Annotated in this window: 20 protein-coding genes; 3 read left to right on the top strand and 17 right to left on the bottom strand. The window is 68.0% G+C overall.

Features of this window, described 5'->3' with window-relative positions; genetic code table 11:
- Nucleotides 1-225: 225 nt before the first annotated feature.
- Both AB7M35_RS02005 and AB7M35_RS02000 read left to right on the top strand, forming a co-directional pair.
- On the top strand, nt 226-1026 hold the full coding sequence (locus tag AB7M35_RS02005; RefSeq protein ID WP_453956822.1) for an AAA family ATPase: 801 nt from the start codon (nt 226-228) through the stop codon (nt 1024-1026).
- The gene (locus AB7M35_RS02000) at nt 1023-3329 is read left to right on the top strand and encodes a VWA domain-containing protein (RefSeq protein ID WP_453956820.1); all 2307 of its coding nucleotides are present in this window, start codon (nt 1023-1025) and stop codon (nt 3327-3329) included. The genes AB7M35_RS02005 and AB7M35_RS02000 overlap by 4 nt, the downstream gene beginning before the upstream one ends.
- A 17-nt stretch (nt 3330-3346) precedes the next feature.
- On the opposite strand, the gene AB7M35_RS01995 is transcribed toward AB7M35_RS02000, so the two are convergent.
- The 17 genes from AB7M35_RS01995 to AB7M35_RS01915 form a co-directional block, all read right to left on the bottom strand.
- Nucleotides 3347-4207 (bottom strand): urease accessory protein UreD, encoded by an 861-nt coding sequence (locus AB7M35_RS01995; protein ID WP_453956818.1) that lies wholly within the window; start codon nt 4205-4207, stop codon nt 3347-3349.
- A complete protein-coding gene (gene ureG / locus AB7M35_RS01990) occupies nt 4204-4866 on the bottom strand; it encodes an urease accessory protein UreG (RefSeq protein ID WP_453956817.1) in 663 nt (220 codons plus the stop codon). The genes AB7M35_RS01995 and ureG overlap by 4 nt, the downstream gene beginning before the upstream one ends.
- A 102-nt stretch (nt 4867-4968) precedes the next feature.
- Nucleotides 4969-6681, bottom strand: a complete 1713-nt coding sequence (ureC, locus tag AB7M35_RS01985) for an urease subunit alpha (protein WP_453956816.1) — start codon at nt 6679-6681, stop codon at nt 4969-4971.
- Between the two features lie 10 nt (nt 6682-6691).
- Entirely contained in the window at nt 6692-7381 is a 690-nt protein-coding gene (locus AB7M35_RS01980) for an urease subunit beta (RefSeq protein WP_453956815.1), read from the bottom strand.
- A 13-nt stretch (nt 7382-7394) separates the two neighbouring features.
- Complete coding sequence (locus AB7M35_RS01975) at nt 7395-8840, bottom strand: amidase (RefSeq protein WP_453956814.1); 1446 nt, start codon at nt 8838-8840, stop codon at nt 7395-7397.
- Nucleotides 8841-8900: 60 nt separating this feature from the next.
- On the bottom strand, nt 8901-9920 hold the full coding sequence (locus tag AB7M35_RS01970) for an alpha/beta fold hydrolase (RefSeq protein WP_453956812.1): 1020 nt from the start codon (nt 9918-9920) through the stop codon (nt 8901-8903).
- A 67-nt stretch (nt 9921-9987) separates the two neighbouring features.
- Nucleotides 9988-11322 carry a purine-cytosine permease family protein gene (locus AB7M35_RS01965; protein WP_453956811.1) on the bottom strand — a complete coding sequence of 445 codons (1335 nt, stop codon included), beginning with the start codon at nt 11320-11322 and terminating at the stop codon, nt 9988-9990.
- A 131-nt stretch (nt 11323-11453) separates the two neighbouring features.
- The gene (locus AB7M35_RS01960; RefSeq protein ID WP_453956809.1) at nt 11454-12122 is read right to left on the bottom strand and encodes an urease accessory protein UreF; all 669 of its coding nucleotides are present in this window, start codon (nt 12120-12122) and stop codon (nt 11454-11456) included.
- The gene (ureE, locus tag AB7M35_RS01955; RefSeq protein ID WP_453956807.1) at nt 12119-12679 is read right to left on the bottom strand and encodes an urease accessory protein UreE; all 561 of its coding nucleotides are present in this window, start codon (nt 12677-12679) and stop codon (nt 12119-12121) included. Before ureE ends, AB7M35_RS01960 begins: the two co-directional genes overlap by 4 nt.
- Nucleotides 12680-12755: 76 nt before the next feature.
- Entirely contained in the window at nt 12756-13793 is a 1038-nt protein-coding gene (locus AB7M35_RS01950; protein ID WP_453956805.1) for an aliphatic amidase, read from the bottom strand.
- Nucleotides 13794-13979: 186 nt separating this feature from the next.
- Entirely contained in the window at nt 13980-14675 is a 696-nt protein-coding gene (gene urtE, locus AB7M35_RS01945; protein ID WP_453956803.1) for an urea ABC transporter ATP-binding subunit UrtE, read from the bottom strand.
- Complete coding sequence (urtD, locus tag AB7M35_RS01940) at nt 14675-15427, bottom strand: urea ABC transporter ATP-binding protein UrtD (protein ID WP_453956801.1); 753 nt, start codon at nt 15425-15427, stop codon at nt 14675-14677. Before urtD ends, urtE begins: the two co-directional genes overlap by 1 nt.
- Nucleotides 15428-15436: 9 nt before the next feature.
- Nucleotides 15437-16594: an urea ABC transporter permease subunit UrtC gene (gene urtC / locus AB7M35_RS01935; RefSeq protein ID WP_453956799.1), complete on the bottom strand. Its 1158-nt coding sequence runs from the start codon at nt 16592-16594 to the stop codon at nt 15437-15439.
- 4 nt (nt 16595-16598) lie between these two features.
- Nucleotides 16599-17492, bottom strand: a complete 894-nt coding sequence (gene urtB, locus AB7M35_RS01930) for an urea ABC transporter permease subunit UrtB (protein WP_453956798.1) — start codon at nt 17490-17492, stop codon at nt 16599-16601.
- Between the two features lie 141 nt (nt 17493-17633).
- Nucleotides 17634-18881, bottom strand: coding sequence for a transporter substrate-binding protein (locus tag AB7M35_RS01925; RefSeq protein ID WP_453956796.1), 1248 nt, complete (start codon nt 18879-18881; stop codon nt 17634-17636).
- A gap of 307 nt (nt 18882-19188) precedes the next feature.
- Nucleotides 19189-19848, bottom strand: a complete 660-nt coding sequence (locus tag AB7M35_RS01920) for an ANTAR domain-containing response regulator (protein WP_453960561.1) — start codon at nt 19846-19848, stop codon at nt 19189-19191.
- A 19-nt stretch (nt 19849-19867) separates the two neighbouring features.
- A complete protein-coding gene (locus AB7M35_RS01915) occupies nt 19868-21034 on the bottom strand; it encodes a transporter substrate-binding domain-containing protein (protein WP_453956794.1) in 1167 nt (388 codons plus the stop codon).
- Nucleotides 21035-21326: 292 nt separating this feature from the next.
- On the opposite strand from AB7M35_RS01915, the gene AB7M35_RS01910 reads away from it, so the two are divergent.
- A complete protein-coding gene (locus AB7M35_RS01910; protein WP_453956792.1) occupies nt 21327-22349 on the top strand; it encodes an asparaginase in 1023 nt (340 codons plus the stop codon).
- The last annotated feature ends 4 nt before the right edge of the window (nt 22350-22353 follow it).

Raw genomic sequence — 22353 nt, 5'->3', positions numbered from 1 at the left:
CCGGAAAGGCGGGATCGATCGCGGTCCGGTTTTCCCCTTCGGGAAGAGCCCTCGCGATCGGACGTGGCGTTCATGCCGACCGTCTGCAGCGCGCCCCCGGCCCTTCGAAGGCCCGATCGTCCGGCGCATCGCAGACCTCCGTCCCGAATGCCTCCCCGCCGCGCATCCTGCCCTCACCCGTTGAGCGCCGAGCCGTATCGCCGGCGCCGCCCTCCGGAGGACCCGATGACGCTCGACGCCTACCGCATCACGGACGAACCCTATTACCGGCCAGCCGGCGACGAGGTCGCGATCTTCGAGGCCGCCTGGCGCGAGCGCCTGCCGGTCATGCTCAAGGGCCCCACCGGCTGCGGCAAGACGCGGTTCATCGAGCACATGGCGTGGCGGCTGGGCGTCCCGCTGGTCACCATTGCCTGCCACGAGGACATGACGGCGAGCGATCTGGTCGGCCGCTATCTCATCGACGAGACCGGCACCGTCTGGCACGACGGGCCGCTGACGTTGGCCGTCCGCCACGGCGCCATCTGCTATCTCGACGAGGTGGTGGAGGCGCGCCAGGACACCACCGTCGTCATCCATCCGCTCACCGATGCGCGCCGCATCCTGCCCTTGGAAAAGCACAACGAGGTCGTGCGCGCGCACCCCGATTTCCAGCTCGTCATCTCCTACAACCCCGGCTACCAGAGCGCGATCAAGGACCTCAAGGAGTCCACCAAGCAGCGCTTCTGCGCGATCGGCTTCGACTATCCGGCCCCCGAGGTGGAGGCGGCGATCATCGCAGAAGAGGCCCACGTCGGCGCCGACACCGCGCGCCAGCTGGTGGCGATCGGCGCGCGCAGCCGGAACCTGGAAGGGCACGGCCTGGCCGAAGGCGCCTCGACCCGGATGCTGGTCCACACCGGCCGGCTGATCGCCCAGGGCCTTCCCATCCAGCAGGCGGCCGAGACCGCCATCGTGCTGCCGGTCACCGACGAGCCCGACGTGCGCGCCGCCCTGTCGGCCGCGGTGGCGGCCTGCCTGCCATGAGCCCGGCGGCGGCGCCGGCAACGCTGGCCGCGCGGAACGACGATGCCGTTGCCGCGGCGGTGCGGCTGATCGGGCAGCGCGACGCGTTGCGCGCGCCCTTCGGTGCAGCCCTCGATGCCGTGTCCCGACACGCCGCTCCGGCGGACCGCGACGCCTGGTGCGACGCGGTCGTCGCGCTGGTCCACGCGAACGCCGGAAAGACCGTACTCCTCGCCGCCTGGCAGCTCACCCGCGAGGAGATCGGCTCCCTCGACGCGGCGCGCCTGGCCGACCTCATCGGTGCCGCGACCGAAACCTGTCGACGGGCCGGGGCTTCGGCCGCAACCGCGCTGCTGCGCCAGGCGCCCGTCGCGCTGCGCAAGCTTCCTGACGCCGACGCCACCACGGGCTGGGCATCCCGCGTCGCCGGGATCGCCGCCGACATGCCCAGGGTTGTCGAACCGCTGCTGGCCGAGACCGGCCGCATCCTGTCGCATGTCGACCTCGACGGCTTCACCGCCTGGGTGGAAGCGGGTCGGCGGGCAACCGATGGCGACCCCCGCAAGCAGGCGGCCTTCTTCTCGCTGGAGGATCCCGCCGCCGTGCGGCTGCTGGCGCGCGCCGGCAGGGAGCAGCCCTTCGACCGGCTGGAACGTCAGCTAGCCACCTACGCCACCGCCCTCTTCGGACTGCCGGTGTCGCTGCGTGCCTTTGAGCCGCCGACCGACGACACCGCGCTGCCGCCCCGCTCCAACATTGCCGGCGGGCTTATCCGCCTGCCGCTTGCCTTCCAGGCGCCGCCCGCCGAGCAGAACCGCATCTTCTACGCGTCGGTTGCCCACATGGCCGCGCATCTCGCCTTCAGCACCACGCGGTTCGAGGTCGGGCGGCTGCGGCCGCTGCAGATCGCCCTGGTCAACCTCGCCGAGGACCACCGCGTGGAAACGCTTGCCGCGCGGCACTTGCCGGGGCTCGCGAGCACGTGGCGACGGTTTCACACGATCACCGCGGACACGCCCGCCACCACCGACAACCTGCTCGCCCGCATCGCCCGCGCGCTGGCCGACCCGGCCTACGAGGATCCGGACTGGGCCGTCGCCAAGGCCCGCTCGCTCGTGGCCGAGCGGGCCGATCGCCTGGACGACCCGGCCACCTCCCGCGAGTTCGGCTCGCTTCTCGGCAACGACTTCGGCCAACGCCGGCTCCAGTTCAACTGGAAGACCTACGTGGTCGAGCCGGTCTACCGGGACGACGGCCTCGGACTGTGGGAGTTTCCCGATGCCGATGCTCCGCCGGAAACAATCGAGATGTTCTCCGAGGCGGCGAAGCGCGTGCAGGCCGACGACCCGTCTGAGGGCAACCAGAGCGAGCCGGACGAAAGCCATGAGCCGGCTAAGGTTCGCCCCGCCGACCTCTCCGACGGCCTGCCGCTCGCCCGCTACCCCGAGTGGGACAACCGCACGCGCGAACTGCGGCCGGAGTGGACCTGCGTCCGTGACGTGCCCGGGTCGCTCGGGACGCCGGCCGCGATCGAGCGGCTGATCGGCGCGCACGCGGGTGTGCACGAGCGGCTGGTGAAGCAGATCCGCTCGGCCCGCATCGGACGCGCCGAGCGGTTGCGGCGACAGCCGGACGGCGACGTGCTGGACCTGGATGCCGCCATCGATCACCGCATCCGCCGTCAGGTGGGCGACATCGGCGACGACCGGCTGTTCGTGCGCAGCCACCGCCAGGCGCGCGACCTGTCGACCCTGGTGCTGCTCGACGTCTCGCAGTCGACCCGCGAGCGGATCCCCCTGTCGACCAGCACCATCCTGGATCTGGAGGTCGCCTCGACGGCGCTGCTCGGCCGCGCCCTCGACAGCCTCGGCGACCGGCTCGCCATCCGCAGCTTTGCCTCCGACGGGCGCAACGACGTGCAGCTGACGCGGCTGAAGGAGTTCGACGAACCGTTCGACGACGCCGCGATGGCGCGTCTGGCCGGGGTTCGCCCTGGCCTCTCGACGCGCCTCGGCGCCGCGGTGCGCCACGCCGCCGGCGAAATCGCCCAGGAACGCGCCTATCGCAAGCTGATCGCCGTGGTCACCGATGGCGAAACCTCCGATATCGACGTGCGCGATCCCGACTACCTCGCCTTCGACGCCCAGCACGCGGTGCGCGCCGCCCGGCGCTCCGGCACCGACGTCGTCTGCATCGCGCTGTCGACCGACCATCTCGACGAGGCCAAGCGCATCTTCGGCGCCGGCCACGTCTTCCCCGTGGCGCGCATCGAGACGCTGCCCACGGCGCTGTCGGCCATCATCTTCCGCCTCGCAGCGCGCTGACGCCTTTGCGCTCCGCGCTATTTGCGCCGGCGCACCGGATCGGCGCCGTAGACCAGGTGGAACGCGGCGGCGAACACGGCATCGAGGGCGCGGGTGAGCGCCACGCCGCCGTTCGCCGCGATCCGCACGGAAAGACCGGTCCCGAACGGCAGGCGGCTCACGCCGATCCGCGCTCCCTCGACGGGCCCGACCCGGCTCCGGAACGCCACCGGGTCGGCGGCCGATGCCATGGGCCCCGCAATCAGGAACCCGCCGGCCGCCACCGTGTCGCCCAGGCGTGAGGCGGTGGCGACATCGGCGCCCGACAGCACCTGCCGGTCGATCGCCTCGGCCTCGCCGTGCGGCGTCTCGATCCGAACCTCGTTTGAGAAGGCCGCAAACGGGCGTCCGATCGCGGCCGGGTCGTGACAGAGAAAGGCTTCGGAGACGATGGCCGTCGCGCCTGGATGGCGGCGCACGCGCACCGTGGAGCTGAGATCGGCGCCCGGCAGCAGGATCAGCGGATCCGGCACGTGGAAGACGACCGCCCCGTCTTCGGCCTCGATCGTCGTCGTGGCGACGGTGCGAACGCCGCGCGCGTCGTGCACCACGGTCGACGATTGGGTGGTCAGGCAGACGTGTGCGCCGTCCGCCGCGACGACCCGCACCGGTAACCGCTCGCCGCGGTAGAGGCCGCCGGACGCCGACTGGAGATAGAGCGTCGCCAGGCCGGGAGCGGACACCGTATCGAAGTAGAACGGCCGGGTGATGTGGAACGGATAGCGCACCGTCTGCTCGCAGAGCCGCGTGCGCGCGCCAGTGCGCCGGAACGTCAGGTCCAGCGCCGGCTCCGCTGCCGGCGCGCCGACCAGATCGCGTCGCCGCGGCTCGACCGTCATCGGTCGAACAGGACCGAATGGCCGAGTTCGTTGGCGAGCGTCGACATCCCCTCGCCCGAGCGGGCGTTCGCCAGGATGACCGGCCGTCCTTCGCGCACGATCATCGCCTCCTCGTACATGGCCTTCAGGTTGACGCCGACGTGGGGCGCGAGATCGATCTTGTTGATGATCAGGAGGTCGGCCTGGATGACGCCGGGGCCGCGCTTGCGGGGAATGTCGTCGCCGCCGGCCACGTCGATGACGAAGGCCCACCAGTCGACGAGATCGAGCGAGAAGGTCGAGGCGAGATTGTCGCCGCCGGATTCGATCAGGATCAGTTCGGTGCCGGGAAACCGCATTTCCAGGTCGTCGGCGGCGGCGATGTTGAGGGTCGGGTCCTCCCGGATCACCGTATGCGGGCAGGCGCCGGCCTCGACCGCCGACACCCGCGCCGGGTCGATGAAGGCGCCGCGACGGATGCGTTCCGCGTCCTCGTCGGTCACCAGGTCGTTGGTGATCACGCAGAGATCGACGCCGCGTCCCGTCAGGATCGGGATCAGCGCCTCCAGGATCGCCGTCTTGCCCGATCCCACCGGCCCGCCGATGCCCACCCGGGCCGCGCCGCCCTTGCCGCTCGCCGTTTCCGGACGGATGAGTTCGGGAGTGTGGATGCCGTGCATGGTGGTCTTCCAGGTTGCGCCGGAGATCCGTGGACCGGTCCGACGAGACGACGTGATGGGCCCGACCGAGGGCCCGCAGGGCCGCGCCGAAGCGCGGCGGTTTCAGCGGAGCATGTAGAGCTGGGCGAGCGGCAGCCGCTCGGCCGGTTCGCAGGTCGCCAGCACGCCGTCGACGAACACGTCGAACGTCTGCGGATCCACCCGGATGTCGGGCACGGCGGCGTTGTGGAGCATGTCGGCCTTGCTGAGGGTGCGGGTGCCGCGTGCCGGCAGCAGCCGCTTCTTGAGGTCGAGGCGGTCCGCGATGCCGGCCTCGATGGCGCTCGGGTGCACGAAGCACGCCGACAGCGCCTGCTTGGCGCGGCCGAAGGCGCCCCACTGCGGGCGCATCTGGATCGGCTCGCAGGTCATCAGCGAGGCGGCGCTGTCGCCCATCGCCCCCCAGGCGATGAAGCCGCTCTTGATGACCAGTTCAGGCTTGATGCCGAAGAAGCCGGGCCGCCAGACGACGAGATCGGCCATCTTGCCGTCCTCCAGCGAACCGACGTGGTCGGCGATGCCGAAGGTGCGGGCGGCGTTGATGGTGTACTTGGCGATGAACCGCTTGATGCGCTCGTTGTCGCCGCGGGCCGTGGTCTCCTCTGCGAGCCGGCCCCGCTGGTCCTTCATCTTGGAGGCGAGCTGCCACGTGCGGCAGATGACCTCGTGGATGCGGCCCATGCCCTGGCTGTCGGAGCCGAGCATCGAGATCGCGCCGAGGTCGTGGAGCACGTCCTCCGCCGCGATCGACTGGGGCCGGATGCGGCTTTCGGCGAAGGCGACGTCTTCCGGGATCGACGGGCTCAGATGGTGGCACACCATCGTCATGTCGAGGTGCTCGTCGAAGGTGTTGACCGTGTAGGGATTGGTCGGATTGGTCGACGACGGCAGGCAGTTGGCGATGCCGGCAACCCGGATGATGTCCGGGGCGTGGCCGCCGCCCGCTCCCTCGGTGTGGTACATGTGGATCGTGCGCCCGCCGATGGCGGCCAGCGTGTCCTCCACGAAGCCCGACTCGTTCAGCGTGTCGGTGTGCAGCTGGACCTGGAAATCGAGCTGGTCGGCCACGTCCAGGCAGGTGTCGATCACCGCCGGCATCGCCCCCCAGTCCTCATGGATCTTCAGGCCCAGGCAGCCGGCGGCGAGCTGTTCGGGAAGCGAGCCCGGCTTGTGGGTGTTACCGCGCCCGAGGAAGCCGAAGTTGATCGGCCAGGCTTCCGCCGCCTGCAGCATCTTGCCGACGTTGAACGGCCCGCCGGAATCGATGCCGACGGTGATCGGCCCCAGCGAGCCGCCGATCATCGTGGTGATGCCCGAGGCGATGGCGTGCTCGCACAGCTGGGCGGAATCGAAATGCACGTGCACGTCGATCGCCCCCGGCGTGACGATCATCCCCTCGCAGTCGCGCACCGTGGTCGACGTGGACACGATCAGCCGCGGGTCGACCCCGTCCATGATCCCCGGATTGCCCGACTTGCCGATCCCGACGATGGCGCCGTCCCGGATGCCGATGTCGCCCTTGACGATGCCGATCACCGGATCGATCACCAGCGCGTTGACCAGCAGCATGTCGAGGGCGCCGTCGGTGCTGGCGGCGCCCGCCACCAGGCCGATGCCGTCCCGCAGCGTCTTGCCGCCGCCGTGCAGGCATTCGTCGCCATAGGCGGCGTAGTCGAGCTCGACCTCCGCCAGCAGGCTCGTGTCCCCCAACCGCACGACATCGCCGGTCGTCGGCCCGTACATCGCCGCATAGTCGGCGCGTGAGATGGTCGCCATGCTGGTACTCCTACGCCCCCTTGAAGCCGCGCTCGCGGGCCCGCAGAAGCGCGGCCGCCTTGTCGTCGGGTCCCGTCGGCCCGTCGTTCAGTCCGTTGAGGCCGGAAACCTCGCGCGCGCCGCCGAACGGCACGAGCGTGACCTCCTTCGACTGGCCCGGCTCGAACCGGACCGCGGTGCCCGACGGGATGTCCAGGCGGCATCCGTAGGCGACCGCGCGATCGAACTGGAGGGCGCGGTTGGTGTCGAAGAAGTGGTAATGGCTGCCCACCTGGATCGGCCTGTCGCCGGTGTTGACGACGGTCAGCGTGCTGCGGTCGCGGCCCGCGTTGAGCTCGATCTCGCCGTCGAGCGGCAGCGTCTCGCCGGGCGGATCCAGCCCATCGGGCGGCGTGCCGAGGCGGATCGGGTCGTGAACGGTGACGAGCTTGGTGCCGTCGGGGAACATGCCCTCCACCTGGAGCATCGGCAGCAGGTCGGCCACGCCCGGCATCACGTCGTCGTAGGTCAGGATCTGGCTGCCCCAGGAGATCAGGTCGGCCACCGACCGGCCCTCCCGCGCACCCTCCAGTATCTCGTCGGTCAGGATCGCGACCGTTTCCGGGTAGTTGAGCTTCAACCCCTTCGCGCGCCGTTTGCGGGAGAGTTCGGCGGCGGTGAAGATGGTCAGCCGTTCGAGTTCGGTGGGCGTCAGCAGCACCTCGGAAAGCTCCTCAGTTGGTCAGGACGGGCGGACGGCGGTCGATCCACGGGCGGGCCTGCTCGAAGGCGGCTGAGGCCTTGAGCACCAGCGGATCGTCGAGATGGCGCCCGACGATCTGGAGGCCGACGGGCAGTCCTCCGTCGGTCCATCCGGCCGGGATCGAGGCCGCCGGCTGGCCGGTGAAGTTCATCGGAAACGTGAAGGCGAGCCACTGGAACGGCGGCACGATCCGGCCGTCGATCTTCTCCGGCCCCTGGATGTGGACGGGGAACGGCGGCACCGCCAGCGTGGGGGTCAGCAGCAGGTCGTAGGTCTGCATGAACCGCCACATCTTGTTGTTCACCGCCTTCCGCGCCATCACCGCGTCGGTGAACTCCTCGGCGGTCCATGGCCGGGTGATGAACTCGACGAGGTGCGGCGTCATCCGGTCGCCGTACTCCTCGACCAGCGCGCGCAGGCCCTTGAGGTCCGACTCCATCGCGACCACGCCCCAGAAGGCGCCGTAGGGATCGTCCCAGCCCGGATGGGCTTCCTCGACGGTGCAGCCGAGATCGGTCTCGAAGACGCGTGCCGCCTCGGTGACGATGCGGCGAACCTCCGGATCGACGGCGGCGTAGCCCCAGTCGATGCTGAGCGCCACCTTCTTGCCCTTCAGGTCGCCCTTGAGGGTCTCCATCCAGTCGAAGGACGCATCGGGCAGCGAGAAGCGGTCGCGCGGATCGGCGCCGGCGATCACCGACATCATCAGGGCCGCATCGGCGACGGTCCGGCTCATCGGGCCGATGTGCTCGAGGCTCTCCCAGCTGGAGACGCCGGGGTAGCGCTCGTCCTTCGTGCCGGGATAGAGCGGCACGCGCCCCATCGAGGCCTTCAGGCCGTAGATCCCCGAATGGGCCGAGGGAATGCGGATCGAGCCGCCGCCGTCGCTGCCCAGCGCGAACGGACACATGCCGGAGGCGACGGCGGCGCCCGATCCGGCGCTGGAACCGCCCGGCGTCATGTCGAGGTTCCACGGATTGCGCGTCGTCTCGAAGACGGGATTGTGGCCGACGCCGCTGTAGCCAAACTCCGGGACATTGGTCTTGCCGACGATCACGGCACCCGCCGCCTTCAGGCGCTCGACGACCACGTCGTCCTCGTCGGGCACGAAGTCCTCGTAGATGAAGGAGCCGGATGCGGTGCGGATGCCGGCCGTGCAGATCAGGTCCTTGACGCCGACCGGGACGCCCGCGAGCGGCCCAACCGGCCGGCCGGCGGCGATGTCGTCCTCCAGCGTCTTCGCGGTCTCGCGGGCGAGATCGGGGGTCGGCGTGCAGAACGCGTGGAGTTTCGGCTCGAGCATGTCCATGCGGTCGAGGTGAGCCTCGGTCACCTCGACCGGCGACAGCTCCTTGCCCGCCACCAGGCGCGCGATCGTCACGGCATCCATGGAACAGATTTCGTCGCGGGCGGTCATCGGTCCGGTCTCCTTCGGCGGGATGACGGCCGGACCGCACACGCGGCCCGGCCCGGTTGCTCAGGAGGCGAGGAGTTCCTTCAGCTTCACGTCGAGGGCGGCGACGTCGACCGGATTGGTGCCCGGCCCGCCGGCGAAGTGGCCCCACACGGACTCGATCGGGAAGAGTTCGGCGTTCGGCATGTGCGCGACCTCGAACTCGCTGTCCTCGGGCGGGAAATAAAGGTCGGTCCGGCCCGGCATGACGAAGGTCTTCGCCTTGATCGCGCCCAGTGCCTTCTCGAAGTCGCCGCCGTAGAGGTCGTTGTCGCTGATGTCGCCATGCTGCCAGGTCCACAGCATGGTCAGCAGGTTGTTGGCATCCTTGGGAAGGAAGAAGCCCTCCCAGAACGCCACCAGGAAGTCCTCCAGCGAGGAATAGCCGAGCGTCTCGATGTCGAGCTTCTGGCGGTAGAAGGCCTGCGAGAACCCCCAGCCGGCGTAGACGCGGGCGGCGGCGCGCAGCCCCCTCGCCGGCTTGTCGACGTACCAGCCCTCGTTCCAGGCGGCATCGGCGGTGAGCGCCGCCTTCACGCCCTCCAGGAAGACGAAGTTGTGCCGCGAGCACTTCGCCGACCCGCAGAACGGCGCCAGCGTGTCCATCATGTCCGGGAACAGCGCCCCCCAGTGGAACGTCTGCAGCGCGCCCATCGACCAGCCGACCACCATCCGCAGGTGCTCGATGCCGAACTTCTCGGTCACCAGGCGATGCTGCGCCATGACGTTGTCGTAGGCGGTGACGTGGGGGAAGCGGGGCCCGTTGTAGGGCTCCGGATAGTTGCTCGGCGAGGACGACAGCCCGTTGCCCAGCATGTTCGGGATGATGATGAAGTACTTGGTGGGGTCGAGCGCCATGCCCTCGCCCACCAGCCATTCGTTGTCGTAGTGCTGGCCGGAATACCAGGTCGGGTAGACGATGACGTTGTCCTTGGCGGGGCTCAGCGTCCCGAAGGTCTTGTAGGCGAGCTTGCAATCGCGGAGCGTCGCGCCCTTCTGCAGGACGAGATCGCCAAGGTCGTAGGTTTCGTAGTCGAGCGACATCGGATTTCCTCGTTGCTGGTGGTCCGCCGCGGCATCGCGGCGGACCCGTCTGCGGATTGGGCTACGGTCAGGCGAGCTGCGTCTTGCGCTCCGTCGCGAGCGACAGCGCCCAGTAGGCCACGCCGGCGACCACCATCGCGGAGATGGCCGTCGACAGACCCGGCACGAAGGTTTCGACGAGGAAGGCGACGACGGAGCCGATGGCCCAGGCCGCGAAGGCGGTCATCCGCCAGTCGGTCGTGGCGACGGCGCCTTTGCGCACGACGAACTGGTCGACCAGGATGATCGCCCCGATCGGCGGCACCAGGATGCCGAGCAGCGACAGCCACTGGATGAAGAACGCCCAGACGTTGCCGGCCGCCACTATGATGCCGATGACGCCCAGGATGACCGCCAGCAGTCGCATGTGACTGCCGACGATCCGCGACCAGCCGGTGGCGGAGTTGTACAGGCAGTGCGAGCAGACCGATCCCAGGTTGACGTATAGGAACAGGAACGCGAGCACGCTGAGCCAGGTGATCTGCATGCTGTTCATGTAGCCGAACATGTTGTCGGTCCCGAACGGGTTGGCGTCCGGCACGGCCAGCGCGGCGGTGGTCACGCCGCCGACGAGCATGGCGATCAGGTTGGCGAACGGGAACGCGCTGAAGGTGGCGATCAGCGAACTGGTGCTGTCCTTCGCCCATCGATTGAAGTCGGCGGTCACGGTGCCCGCATCGATGAACAGCGCGATCACCACGGTGAGACCGACCCCCATCGACATCGTGGCGATGCCGTTGTTGCCCGGATAGGCGAAGATCGCGTCGACCGAGGTGGTCGCCGCAGCGTGCCAGGCGACCCAGAGCCCCAGCACCACGAACAGCGGCACCGACACCGTGCCGATCCAGTGCAGTCCCTTCACCCCGACGAAGGTGATCGCGATGTAGAGCACCCCCGCGATCACGGTCATGACCACGTAGTTCAGGCCGTAGGTGCCCGAGACCAGGGCCCCGGTGATGCCGGTCTGCACCGCGTACCAGCCGAGCAGCAGCGTCGACAGCAGTCCGGATGCCAGGATGTAGCCCTTGTTGCCGAACACGATGCTCGCGATCAGCGCGAAGTTCATGCCCGAGCGGGTCCCCAGCACCCCGAGCGCGCCGACATAGGCGAACATGATGATGTTGCCGATGATCATGGCGATCAGCGCGTTGCGGAAGCCCATCCCGAGCACCAGGATCGACCCGGTCATCGCTCCCGTGATGATCATCGGGAAGCCGAGCCAGACCATCGTCACGGAAAACAGGCTGCGACGGGCCGATAGCGGCACCGGTTCGTGCTCGTATTCGTGACCGAGAATCGCGTCTACCTGCTCCTCGGCCTCGTCGATTTCATGCGCCAGGCTGTCGTGCTTCACCGTAGACATCGTAGGTCCTCCTCCAGACCGCTGATTTAAGGAATGCAACTATCTCCGTGAATTCGCTCCCATGTTCACTTTCGAGTTCTTTTTCAGAAGGTGTCTTGACGTTCTTCTTGGCTCTTCTTGCGAAGCGCTCTTCATGAGCTGAAGAGACGGCCGCGGGCGTAGGTGTGTTCGATGGCGGCGATGTCGACGAGCGGCGTGAAGGTGGCCGGCGCGCCGTCGTCGATATCCGCGTCGGCGATCGCCTCCAGGTCGCCGAGGGCGCGCGCGACCACCGACTGGGTGTCCATGGCACCTATCCGCCCGAGCCGAAGCGCCGCCTGGGCGATGCCCATGACCATGGCGTAGCCGGCAACGCGCACCGCCTCCCCTTCGCCGAGGCCGAGTTCGCGGTACACCAGTCCCTGCACCAGCGGCAGGTGCCCGAAGGCCTGCTGCGCCCGCACCCGCGCCTGGTAGGACGCCGCCCCCTCGGTCCTCAGCCGCACGTGCGCCGCCAGGAACGCCGCGCCGTTCTTCAGCGAGGCGAGGCGCTGTGGCTCGACCGGCGAGGCAGCGTGGAACTCCCGGTCGACCGCGGCGACGGCATCCTCGTCGCCGGCGAGCCGGAAGGCCCGCACCAGCGCGACCCGGTCTGCCGTCGCAAAGCGCAGCCGCACCTGTTCGCGGATGAACGACAGCACGATGTCCGCCCCCGCCGTCCTGTCCGCGGCAAGGATCGGCTCCAGCCCCTGCGAGAAGGCGAACCCTCCGCTCGGGAAGGCGCTGTCGCCCAGACGAAGCGCGGTGAGGAGCGCGGTCATGCGTCCTCCTGCGCATGGGAATGGGGATGGGGATGGGGATGGGGATGGTCGTGATCGTGCGCGGCACCGTGCCCGTGACCGGCAGGCGCCTCGGTCTCGTCGGCGGCGACGATGGCGTCACCGATGCGCACGCGACCTTCCGCGACGAAGCCCCTCAGCCGCGCCAGATAGTCGGCCTCCGGCCCCTCCAGCCCGACGAGCAGCGTCGACCCGACAAACCGGACCCGCCAGTGCAGGTTGCCGGCGTGGTAGCCGAGCTCGACGGCGGCCGCCGCATCGACCGGTTCGATCGGCAGCCAGCGGGTCTCGTCGACCCGGATGACGACGGCGCGCTGGTCGTCGACGTAAAGGAGCGCCCCGTCGTAGAGACGCTCCGAGCGCGGCAGCGCAATCGCCACGTCGCTGCCCTTGTCGGTCGTGGCGCGCAGGCGGCGGCGGGCGACATCGCTTGCCGGAAGCCGGATCGTCTCCACGCACCCGGCATGGGCGAGGTCATGCAGGCGCGTGGCGAACTCGGCGCTCGTGGCGCTGCCGAGGATCGACTCGATGCGCAGCATGTGGGACCTCCGACAAACCGAATTCTGGGGGATGCGGTCCCGGCCGGGCGAAAGCCGCCGGCCGGGACCGACGGGATCAGCGGTGGGCGTCGGCCTGGTTCGGAATGCCTTCGATCGGGCATTCCTCGGTCCCGACGGTGGGCCTCGTCAGCCCCTCCACCATCTCGCGCGTGCCATCCGGGTCGGTGACCCAGTTCTTGTAGAACTCGAACGGGCAGATGGCGTGGCCGCGGATGTCGTCGCCGGAGTTGATGGTGCCGGTGTAGCCGCGGTGCAGAAGCTTGAAGAGGTGGTTCTGCGACTGCATGTTCTTGCGCGCGTCGCGGATCAGCGATTTCGACAGCTGGGCGTACTGGATGCCCATGTCCTCCTCGCCGCATTCGCCGAGCGTCCGGCCGTCGAAGCCGACGATCGCCGAATGGCCGAAGTAGGAGTAGACGCCGTCGAAGCCGGCCGCATTGGCCACCGCCACGTAGGTGTTGTTGGCCCAGGCCATCGCCTTTGCCATGACCACCTGCTGCTCCTTGGCCGGATACATGTAGCCCTGGCAGCGGACGATCAGCTCGGCGCCGCGCATGGCGCAGTCGCGCCAGATCTCCGGGTAGTTGCCGTCGTCGCAGATGATCAGGCTGATCTTCATGCCCTTCGGTCCGTCGGACACGTAGGTGCACTCGCCCGGATACCAGCCCTCGATCGGCACCCAGGGCATGATCTTGCGATACTTCTGCACGATCTCGCCCTGGTCGTTCATCAGGATCAGGGTGTTGTAAGGCGCCTTGTTCGGATGCTCCTCGTGGCGCTCGCCGGTGAGCGAGAACACGCCCCAGACCTTCGCCTTGCGGCACGCCTCGGCGAAGATCTCGGTCTCGTCGCCCGGGATCGTCGAGGCGGTCTCGTACATTTCCTTCTGGTCGTACATGATCCCGTGGGTCGAATATTCCGGGAAGATCACCAGATCCATGCCCGGCAGACCCTGCTTCATGCCGATCAGCATGTCGGCGATGTTCTTGGCGTTGGCGAGCACTTCCGCCTTGGTGTGGAGCCGCGGCATCTTGTAGTTGACGACGGCCACGCCGACGGTGTCGTTGCTGCTGGAGATGTCACCGTGCAACATTGGTAGTCTCCTTGTTGAGTTCGCACTCGTGGGTCCTCCCCGCGGCGACACTGGCGCGGGACGTCTCTCGCCGGGCGGTCGCGCTTCGGCGCTTTTCCGCGTCGGCGTTCCGACCGGCGCGGGCGTCCCGGGCATTAAGCCCCGGACGCGTCACGCCCTGCCCGTTCGATCCCGAACGGGCACGTCTCAGACGGCCATGTGCTTCTGCACCAGCGCGTCGGTGAGTTCCGCCGTCGGCCCGGCCTGCGCCACCCTGCCCTTCTCGATCAGGACGAAGGCGTGCGCGGCCTCCCGGGCAAACCCGACATTCTGTTCGACCAGCACCACGGTCAGCCCGATCTCGCGGTTGAGCCGGACGATGATCGCCTCGATCTCTTCCACGATGTTCGGCTGGATGCCTTCGGTCGGCTCGTCGAGGAGCAGCACCCGCGGGTCGGCGGCGAGTGCGCGGGCGATCGCCAGCTGCTGCTGCTGGCCGCCGGACAGCACCCCACCGGGCCGGTTCAGGTTGGCGGCAAGGTACGGAAACAGCTCCAGCGCCAGCTCCGGCACGGCGCGCTTGCCGTCCTTGCGGGCAAACGACCCCATCAGGATGTTCTGGCGCACCGTGAAATCCGGGATGATCTCGCGGCCCTGCGGCACGTAGGCGATGCCCGACCGCGCCCGCAGGTGGGTCGGCATCGGCGAGAGGGGTGTGCCATCGAGTTCGACGGTTCCGGTGTGGCGATCGGTCAGGCCCATCACGGTCTTGAGCAGCGTCGTCTTGCCCACGCCGTTGCGGCCGAGGACGGCGAGGATCTCGCCGCTTTTCGCTTCCAGACCCACGCCGTGGAGGACGTGGCTCGATCCGTAGAAGCTGTCGACGTCGCGCATCGCAAGCATCAGTGAATGCCTCCCGATCCGAGGTAGGCTTCACGCACCGCCGGGTTGTTCTCGATCTCCTCGATCCGCCCCTCGGCGAGCACCTTGCCGAGGTGCATGACGGTGATGCGCTCGGCGATCTCACGCACGAACGCCATGTCGTGCTCGACGACGATCAAAGTGTGCCGGCCCTTGAGCCCGTTGATGATCCGCGACGTCTTCAGGGTTTCCGCCTGGGTCATCCCGGCGGTCGGCTCGTCGAGCAGCAGGATCTGCGGGTCCTGGATCAGGAGCATGCCGAGCTCGAGCCACTGGGTCTGGCCGTGGGAGAGCGCCCCCGCCGTTTCGTCGGCGACATCCTCCAGCCCCATCTCCTCCAGGATGGCGCCGACGCGCTGGCGCTGGTTCGACGAGAAGGACAGGCCGAGATTGGCGAAGACGCCCGGATTGCGGATGCTGGACACCTCGAGGTTCTGCCGGACGCTCAGCTCCCGGAAGACGCTGGGGATCTGGAACTTCCGTCCGATCCCGGCGCGCGCGATCCTGTGCTCCTCGGCGTTGGTGATCTCCGTTTCGCCGACGAAGACGCGGCCCGCCGTGCTCTTGGTCTTGCCGCTGATCAGGTCCATCAGCGTCGTCTTGCCGGCGCCGTTGGCGCCGAGAAGCACGTGAAGCTCGCCTTCCTCGACGATCATGGTGACGCCGTCGACCGCCTTGAAGCCGGAGAAGTCGACTTCCAGCGCGTCGATGGTGAGGGCTGCCCTGTTTGCCATCTCGCCCTCCTATTCCGCCGGCTGATTGCTGGTGTCGGCGGCCCGGGCCGCCGGAGCGCTGCGCGAGCCGGACACCTTCGCGACGACGAAGGCGCAGGCGTCCTGCGCGAAGCCGGCAAGGCCGCGCGGCATGAACAGGACGACCAGCACGAAGATCAGGCCGATGATCGCCTTCCAGGCTTCGACGAACATCTCCGTCTCGCTGATCGACGCCTCGATGGTGTTGATGAGGATGGCGCCGATGCAGGCGCCGAGCAGCGAACTGCGCCCGCCGACCGCCGCCCAGACCACCATGGTGATGGAGAAGGTCAGGTCCATGAACGTCGGCGAGGCGAACTCGGCCACCACCACGTAGAGCATGCCGGCAAGGCCCGCGATGCCTGCCGAGACCGCGAAGAAGAAGGTCTGGTAGCGCGGCACGTCGAAGCCGAGATAGCGCGCCCGGTTGGAATCGTCGCGGATCGCCTGGAGAACCAGGCCAGCCCGGGTGGCGACCAGAAGCCGCGCCGCGATCAGCACCACGATCAGCATCGCGGCCACCACGTAGTAGGTGGCCAGCATGTACGGATCGAACTCGAACCCGCCGATCGTCAGCCAGGCGAGATCGGTCAGCCCGTTGAAGCCGTTGGTGATGGGCTGCAGGTCGATCACCAGCAGCCGGACCAGCAGCACCATGGCCAGCGTGATGATGGCGACGAACACGCCGGAAATGCGCTGGCGGAAGATGACCGTGCCGATCGCGAAGGCCAGCAGCACCGGCAGCGCGATGCCCATGAACACGCCGAAGCCCATCCACTGGAACGGGATCCACAGCCACGACCCGCTGGTGATGCAGCACAGGTTGGTCAGCGCCCCCGGCTCGGCGTTCCAGAGCATGAAGTCGGGCACCGGCGTGGCCGATCCCTGGGCCAGGCTGGTCGGGCTCGCCAGCTTCAGCGACATCGCCAGCATGTAGGCGCCGGCGCCGAAGAACAGGCCCTGGCCGAGGTTGAGGATGCCCGAATAGCCCCACGACATGGCGATCGCGATGCCGAGCATTCCGTAGACGAGATACTTGGCGAAGCGGTTCAGCCAGAACACGTCGGCGAAGGCCGGGAGCACCAGGATGGCGACGATGAAGAGCGCGTAGGCGAAGATCTCGAGGCGGCGCTGAAGGGTTTCCGACATGATCTCAGCGCCCCTTGAACGAGAACAGGCCGGCCGGCTTCAGGACGAGGATAAGGATCACCGTTCCGAAGACGATGGCGCGGGCGAGAATGTCGTTGGTGAGCGAGGCGAAGACGCCGTTGATTTCGCCGAGTAGTCCAGCCGCGGCGACGGTGCCGAGCAGGCTGCCGACGCCGCCCACGACGACCACCAGGAAGCCGTCGACGACCATCGGGGTCCCCATGTCCGGGAAGACGGTCTTGAAGCCCGACATCATGACCCCGGCGACGCCGGCCAGACCGGAGCCGTAGGCGAAGGTCAGGGCGTTGACGCGCTTCACGTCGATGCCGCAGGCGGCGGCCATGCTCGGGTTGCGGATGATGGCGCGAACCTGGGTGCCGATGGCCGTGCGGTAGAGGATCAGCCAGGTGACCACGGCGAGCGCGATGGTCACGAAGATGATGAAGGTGCGATAGGCGTTCACCTGCTCGCCGAAAATCGAGACGGTTCCGCTCAGGACCTCCGGAACGCTGACGTTCTGCAGGCCGGGGCCGAGACCCGGAATGTGCACGTCGAAGAAGGAAAGGCCGAGCTCCAGGCGGACCGCCTGCTGGATCAGGATGGCGACGCCCCAGGTGGCGAGCAGCGTGTCGAGCAGCCGCCCGTAGAGCCTGCGCACCACCGCCGCTTCGATCAGCCAGCCCAGCAGCGCGGTGGCGATGAAGGCGAGCGGCATCGCGACGAACAGGTTCGTGCCGAGATAGATGCCCGACAGCACGGCCGTGTAGGCGCCAACCATCACCAGCTCGCCGTGGGCCATGTTGATGACGCCCATGGCGCCGTAGGTGATCGTCAGGCCGAGCGCGATCAGAAGCAGGATCGAGCCGAGACTGAGACCGATGAACAGGATGTCGATCATGGTCGTCCTTCGAGAGCGCGCGCTCGGGCGGCGTCGGGATTTGGGACGGAAGTCACCCTTCGCCGACCGCGGTTCGGCGGCCGGCACCGAAGATCGGGAGCGCGCGGATCTCCTCCACCGCGCGCCCCGGCCTTCCGAGGATCAGAGCTTCGAGGTGTCGAGGCCCGAGGCGGTACAGAACAGGTTGTCCTCGGTTTCCCCGTAGGCGACGTAGGGAAGCGGGAAGACCGGCTGATCGTAGGCGTTGACGATCTTGCCCTGGCCGTCGGCCTGCCATTCGGCGATCCGCGGCGTGAGTGCGGTGTGCAGGTTCTGCGGTTCCACCGTGACGGTGCCGCCCGGCGCGTCGAACGACTGGCCGCCCACGTTGGCCACGATCGCCGCCGGGGTCGCCTCGCCGGCCTTCTCCACCGCCTGTTTCCACAGGTAGACCTGGAAGTAGGAGCTCTCGAGCGCGTGGTGGGTCACCGCCTTCGGATCGTTGACGAACTTGCGGTAGCGCTCGACGAACTCGTGGTTGGCCGGGGTGTCGATCGCCTGGAAGTACGGGAAGGAGGTGTAGCTGCCGGCGGCGTACTCGGCGCCCATGGCCGCGATCTCGATCTCCGACGTCACCGTGGCGCAGATCGGCAGCTTGTCCTGGGTCAGCCCCTGGTTCTTGAACTCGCGATAGAAGGCGACGACGGAGTCGCCGACCACGTTCGACAGGACCACGTCGCAGCCCGACGACTTGATCTTGTTGACCATGGCGCCCCATTCGGAGTGCCCGAGCTCGAGATACTCGTCGGCCACCCACTCGCCGCCGTTCTGCTCGATGAGGATCTTCGACACCTTCGCCATTTCGCGCGGATAGATGTAGTTCGATCCGACGATGAAGAACTTCTTCTTGCCGAGCGTCTTGATGATCCAGGGGATGAAGTTGGAGAGCTGCTGGTTCGGGACCGCGCCGGTGTAGACGACGCTCTTGGAGCACTCGAAGCCTTCGTAGTAGGTCGGGTAGAAGAGCAGGTTCTTGCGCTTCTCGAACACCGGCAGCACCGCCTTGCGGCTGGCCGAGGTGTAGCAGCCGAACACCGTGGGCACCCGGTCGCGGATGATCAGCTTGGAGGCCTTCTCGTTGAAGGTCTTCGGGTCGGAGGCGCCGTCCTCCTGGACCGCCTTGATCTGCTTGCCGCCGACGCCGCCGTTCGCGTTGATTTCCGAGATCGCCATCATGGTGGCGTCCGCCAGCGACTTCTCGATGATCGAAAGACCGCCCGTCAGCGAGAACAGCACGCCGACCTCGAGCTCTTCGGCTGCCATGGCGGAGCGATGGAAGAAGGTCGGCGTGGCAAGCGCCCCGGCTGCCAGCGCGCTGGTCTTCAGAAAATCTCGGCGGTTGAACGACATCGCAAGTCCCCTCTGCTTATCGTGTGATCTGATCTGTCGGGACGCCGACCGCCCATGCCCCCTCACCCGTCGTCCAGCGACGGAAGACACATGCCGAGCGGTCGCGGCCTCGGGCAGCGCTAACCCGAAAAGGAAATTCAGACGGACCGACGGCCTTGTCGGTAGATCCCACGCGGCCGAAAACAAAAAAGCCCCGCGAAGGCCTGAGGCCTTCCGGGGCTGCGTTGCCGCGCGCATCGACATCCTTGTCGGTGCATTATGGGACGGGGCGGCACCTCAGTGCCCGATTGCCCCGCATGACTAGAAGTTAAGCATCATCGTCTTTTGGGCGCAAGCGGGAATTCGTCCGATCCCCCTTGCGCGGGGCCGGCCTGCCGACCAGGACGTCGTTCGCGTTGATGATCGCGGAGGCCAGATCCTCCATCGACATGCGCTTCGCCATCGCCTGCCGCCGCAGCGTGCCGTAGGCCTCGTCCTCGCTGATCCCCTGCGAGTTCATCAGGATCGACTTGGCCTTCTGCACCTGCTGCATGCCGCTCAGCCGCCGCTCCAGCTTGCTCATGCGCCGCTCGGCCTCCATGCGCTGGAGCCACAGGCTGCGGGCGACGGTCAGGTTGGAGAGCAGGCCGAACGGGCGGATCGGGCGCTCGACGATCGCCAGCGCGCCGCTCTCCAGCACGATCTGGAGGGTGCTGGGGTCTTCGTAGCCAACGATGGCGATCAGCGTCGGCAGCACCGCCCCGCTCTTCGGCCGCGTCAGCTTGCGGATCTGCTCGCGCGCCTCGTACTCGATCGACAGGACCGCCACATCGGCCGTCGGCGAGAACTCGTCCGGAACCGGCCACTGGGTCTCGGTCGGGCAGCCGATGCGGCTGAACTGCTCGACCAGGCTCTGCCCCTCTCCGTCCGGCGGGTGGATGATCTGGACGCGCAACCCTCTGAGGTCGCGAAGAACCTGGACCGACACCATTATCGCCCCCCGACCCTCACGCCCGTCGGCTTTCCAGCGCGACGTTCGCCCAATCGTCGACGCTGGGCGCCAGGAAATAGGGATCAGGCTTGATCGCCGTCTTCGACGACCAGACGATCTCAAACCGGCCGTCCCGGCCGACACGGCCGATCCGGGGCCAGACGTAGGAGTGGTTGGTGTCCGGGTCGATCTTCACGCGGCCCTGGGGCGCGTCGAATTCCATCCCCTTGAGCGCATCGAGCAGCGGTTCCGGCGCATCGGTGTCGACGGCGCGCAGCGCGTTCGCGAACAGGTGCACCTGGAAATAGGCCGCCTCGGCGCTCGCCGGGATCGGCGCATCCTGCCCGTACTTGAGCTTGTAGGCGGAGACGAACGCCTTGGCCGACGCCGTGGTCAGGCTCTCGAAGAACGGCGCGGCGGTGATGTGGCCGGCGGCATCGGCGGGATCCATCTGCGCGATTTCCGCCTCGCTCGTCGTCAGGCTGGCGATCGGCATCGTGGACGGATCGAAGCCCGCGGTCCGGTAGGCGCGGTACAGCTGCGCCGTCCCCGTGCCGACGATCGTCGAGAAGATCACGTCCGGCTTGCGCCTTCCGACCTCGCGCATGATCCTCGTAAAATCCGCCTCCCGCGGCTCGAGCGGAATGTAGATCTCGTCCAGCACCTTCCCGCTCGTGCTGGCGACAAGATCCGACATTACCCGGTTCGATGCATATGGAAAGACATAGTTGGAGCCGACGAATAGAAAGCTACTGCCGTAATGCTCCAGAAGGTATTTGAGCAGCGGCAATGAATTCTGATTGGGGGCGGCGCCTGTATAAATACATCTAGGCGAGTACTCGAACCCCTCATACAGCGTCGGATAGAACAGGAGGCCGTTGCGCGCTTCGACCACCGGCAGCAGCGCCTTGCGCGTGCTCGACATGTAGCAGCCGAAGATCACCCGGACATTCGCCTCGCTGATCAGCCACTCGCCGAGTTCGCGGTACTTCTTCGGATTGGATGCGGGATCGCGAACCACCGGCTCGATCGGGCGGCCGTTCACGCCGCCGGCCGCGTTGATCTCGTCGATCGCAAGCAGGGTGGCGTTGAGCTGGGTGTGTTCGATCGCCGACGTGACGCCGCTCTGGGAGAACAGAACCCCGACCTTCCACGGTGCGTCCGAAGTCGCATCTCCTGCCAATGTAGCCTCCAAAAAAAAGCCCCCGTGTCTCCAGGCCGAGACGCGAGAGCTTCATTGCTCGTGGAAATGGGATCGGCGGCGATCCTGCGCCATCTTAGTTCACGCAAATCGTCGAAGGCAACGTGCGGAATCCGGCGCCCGTCCGACCGCGGGCGAAAGGCGTACCGTCTGCGAACCTGTGGACGACGACTTCCGGGGCATGACGCCACGGCGATGCGGGTCCAATCCCGCATGGACCCTGCGTCGCCGTCCTGCGAGTATTGCCGGGTCCCGCTTCATCGGATCCAGCCCCATGACCAATCCTGTCCTCGTCGAAGTCACCCGCGGCCCCCGTGTCGAAAGCCGTCATCGGGGCGCGATCGCCATCGTCGACGCGCGCGGAACGAAGCGTCTGGCGCTGGGCGACGTCGGCGAGCCGGTGTTTCCGCGCTCTGCCGTGAAGATCTTCCAGGCGCTGCCGCTGGTGGAAAGCGGCGCGGCCGACGCCGCGGGACTGACCGATGCCGAGCTCGCGCTGGCGTGTTCCTCCCACAACGGCGAGGCCGTGCACGTGAACGGCGCGCGGTCCATCCTGGCCAAGGCCGGCGCCAGCGAAGCCGCGCTCGAGTGCGGCCCGCAGTGGCCGGCGCTCGGACCCGATCAGGACGAACTGCGCCGCACCGGCACGCCGCCCGGCGCCGTCCACAACAACTGCTCGGGCAAGCACGCCGGCTTCGTCTGCGCCGTGACCCATATGGGCTATCCGCTCGAAGGCTACGTCGCCCGGCAGCATCCGCTGCAGGTCCAGATCCACGAGATCCTCACCGAGATCACCGGCGCCAGCCTCGATGCCGACGTCTGCGGCATCGACGGCTGTTCGATCCCGACCTGGGCCGTCCCGGTCGAGAACCTCGCGGCAGCCTTCGCCAGGGTGGCGACCGGTACCGGCCTTGCGCCGGAGCGCGCCACGGCGCTCACCCGGCTGCGCAAGGCCTGCTGCGCGCATCCGATGGAGGTCGCCGGCACCGACCGCTTCTGCACCGACGTGATGGCCCGGTTCGGCGATGCGGCCTACGTGAAGACCGGGGCGGAAGGCGTCTACTGCGCGGCCCTTCCGGCCCTTGGCCTGGGGGTGGCCATCAAGATCGACGACGGCGCCGCGCGCGGATCCGAAGCGGTCATGGCGGCGGTCCTCCAGGTGCTCATCGCCCGGACCGCCGAAGACCGGGGTTTCCTCGACCGATGGGCCCAGCAGCCCATCGAGACGCGGCGCGGCGTGGTGGCCGGCACGATCCGGCCGTCCACCGATCTGGCGGACGGCCTCGCCGCGCTCTGAGCGC

It is taken from the genome of Amorphus suaedae, assembly GCF_053629675.1.
The sequence above is the reverse complement of the archived record's forward strand: the minus strand, read 5'-3'. Positions and strand labels throughout refer to the sequence as shown.

Bases quoted from the DNA above. Each gene is read 5' to 3' on its own strand.
- AB7M35_RS02005 (WP_453956822.1), top strand. From the start codon at position 226: ATGACGCTCGACGCCTACCGCATCACGGACGAACCCTATTACCGGCCA.
- AB7M35_RS01995 (WP_453956818.1), bottom strand. From the start codon at position 4,207: ATGACGGTCGAGCCGCGGCGACGCGATCTGGTCGGCGCGCCGGCAGCG.
- AB7M35_RS01965 (WP_453956811.1), bottom strand. From the start codon at position 11,322: ATGTCTACGGTGAAGCACGACAGCCTGGCGCATGAAATCGACGAGGCC.
- AB7M35_RS01970 (WP_453956812.1), bottom strand. From the start codon at position 9,920: ATGTCGCTCGACTACGAAACCTACGACCTTGGCGATCTCGTCCTGCAG.
- ureG (WP_453956817.1), bottom strand. From the start codon at position 4,866: ATGCACGGCATCCACACTCCCGAACTCATCCGTCCGGAAACGGCGAGC.
- AB7M35_RS01950 (WP_453956805.1), bottom strand. From the start codon at position 13,793: ATGTTGCACGGTGACATCTCCAGCAGCAACGACACCGTCGGCGTGGCC.
- urtC (WP_453956799.1), bottom strand. From the start codon at position 16,594: ATGTCGGAAACCCTTCAGCGCCGCCTCGAGATCTTCGCCTACGCGCTC.
- AB7M35_RS01975 (WP_453956814.1), bottom strand. From the start codon at position 8,840: ATGACCGCCCGCGACGAAATCTGTTCCATGGATGCCGTGACGATCGCG.
- AB7M35_RS02000 (WP_453956820.1), top strand. From the start codon at position 1,023: ATGAGCCCGGCGGCGGCGCCGGCAACGCTGGCCGCGCGGAACGACGAT.
- AB7M35_RS01960 (WP_453956809.1), bottom strand. From the start codon at position 12,122: ATGACCGCGCTCCTCACCGCGCTTCGTCTGGGCGACAGCGCCTTCCCG.
- AB7M35_RS01925 (WP_453956796.1), bottom strand. From the start codon at position 18,881: ATGTCGTTCAACCGCCGAGATTTTCTGAAGACCAGCGCGCTGGCAGCC.
- ureC (WP_453956816.1), bottom strand. From the start codon at position 6,681: ATGGCGACCATCTCACGCGCCGACTATGCGGCGATGTACGGGCCGACG.
- urtE (WP_453956803.1), bottom strand. From the start codon at position 14,675: ATGCTTGCGATGCGCGACGTCGACAGCTTCTACGGATCGAGCCACGTC.
- ureE (WP_453956807.1), bottom strand. From the start codon at position 12,679: ATGCTGCGCATCGAGTCGATCCTCGGCAGCGCCACGAGCGCCGAGTTC.
- AB7M35_RS01910 (WP_453956792.1), top strand. From the start codon at position 21,327: ATGACCAATCCTGTCCTCGTCGAAGTCACCCGCGGCCCCCGTGTCGAA.
- urtD (WP_453956801.1), bottom strand. From the start codon at position 15,427: ATGGCAAACAGGGCAGCCCTCACCATCGACGCGCTGGAAGTCGACTTC.
- urtB (WP_453956798.1), bottom strand. From the start codon at position 17,492: ATGATCGACATCCTGTTCATCGGTCTCAGTCTCGGCTCGATCCTGCTT.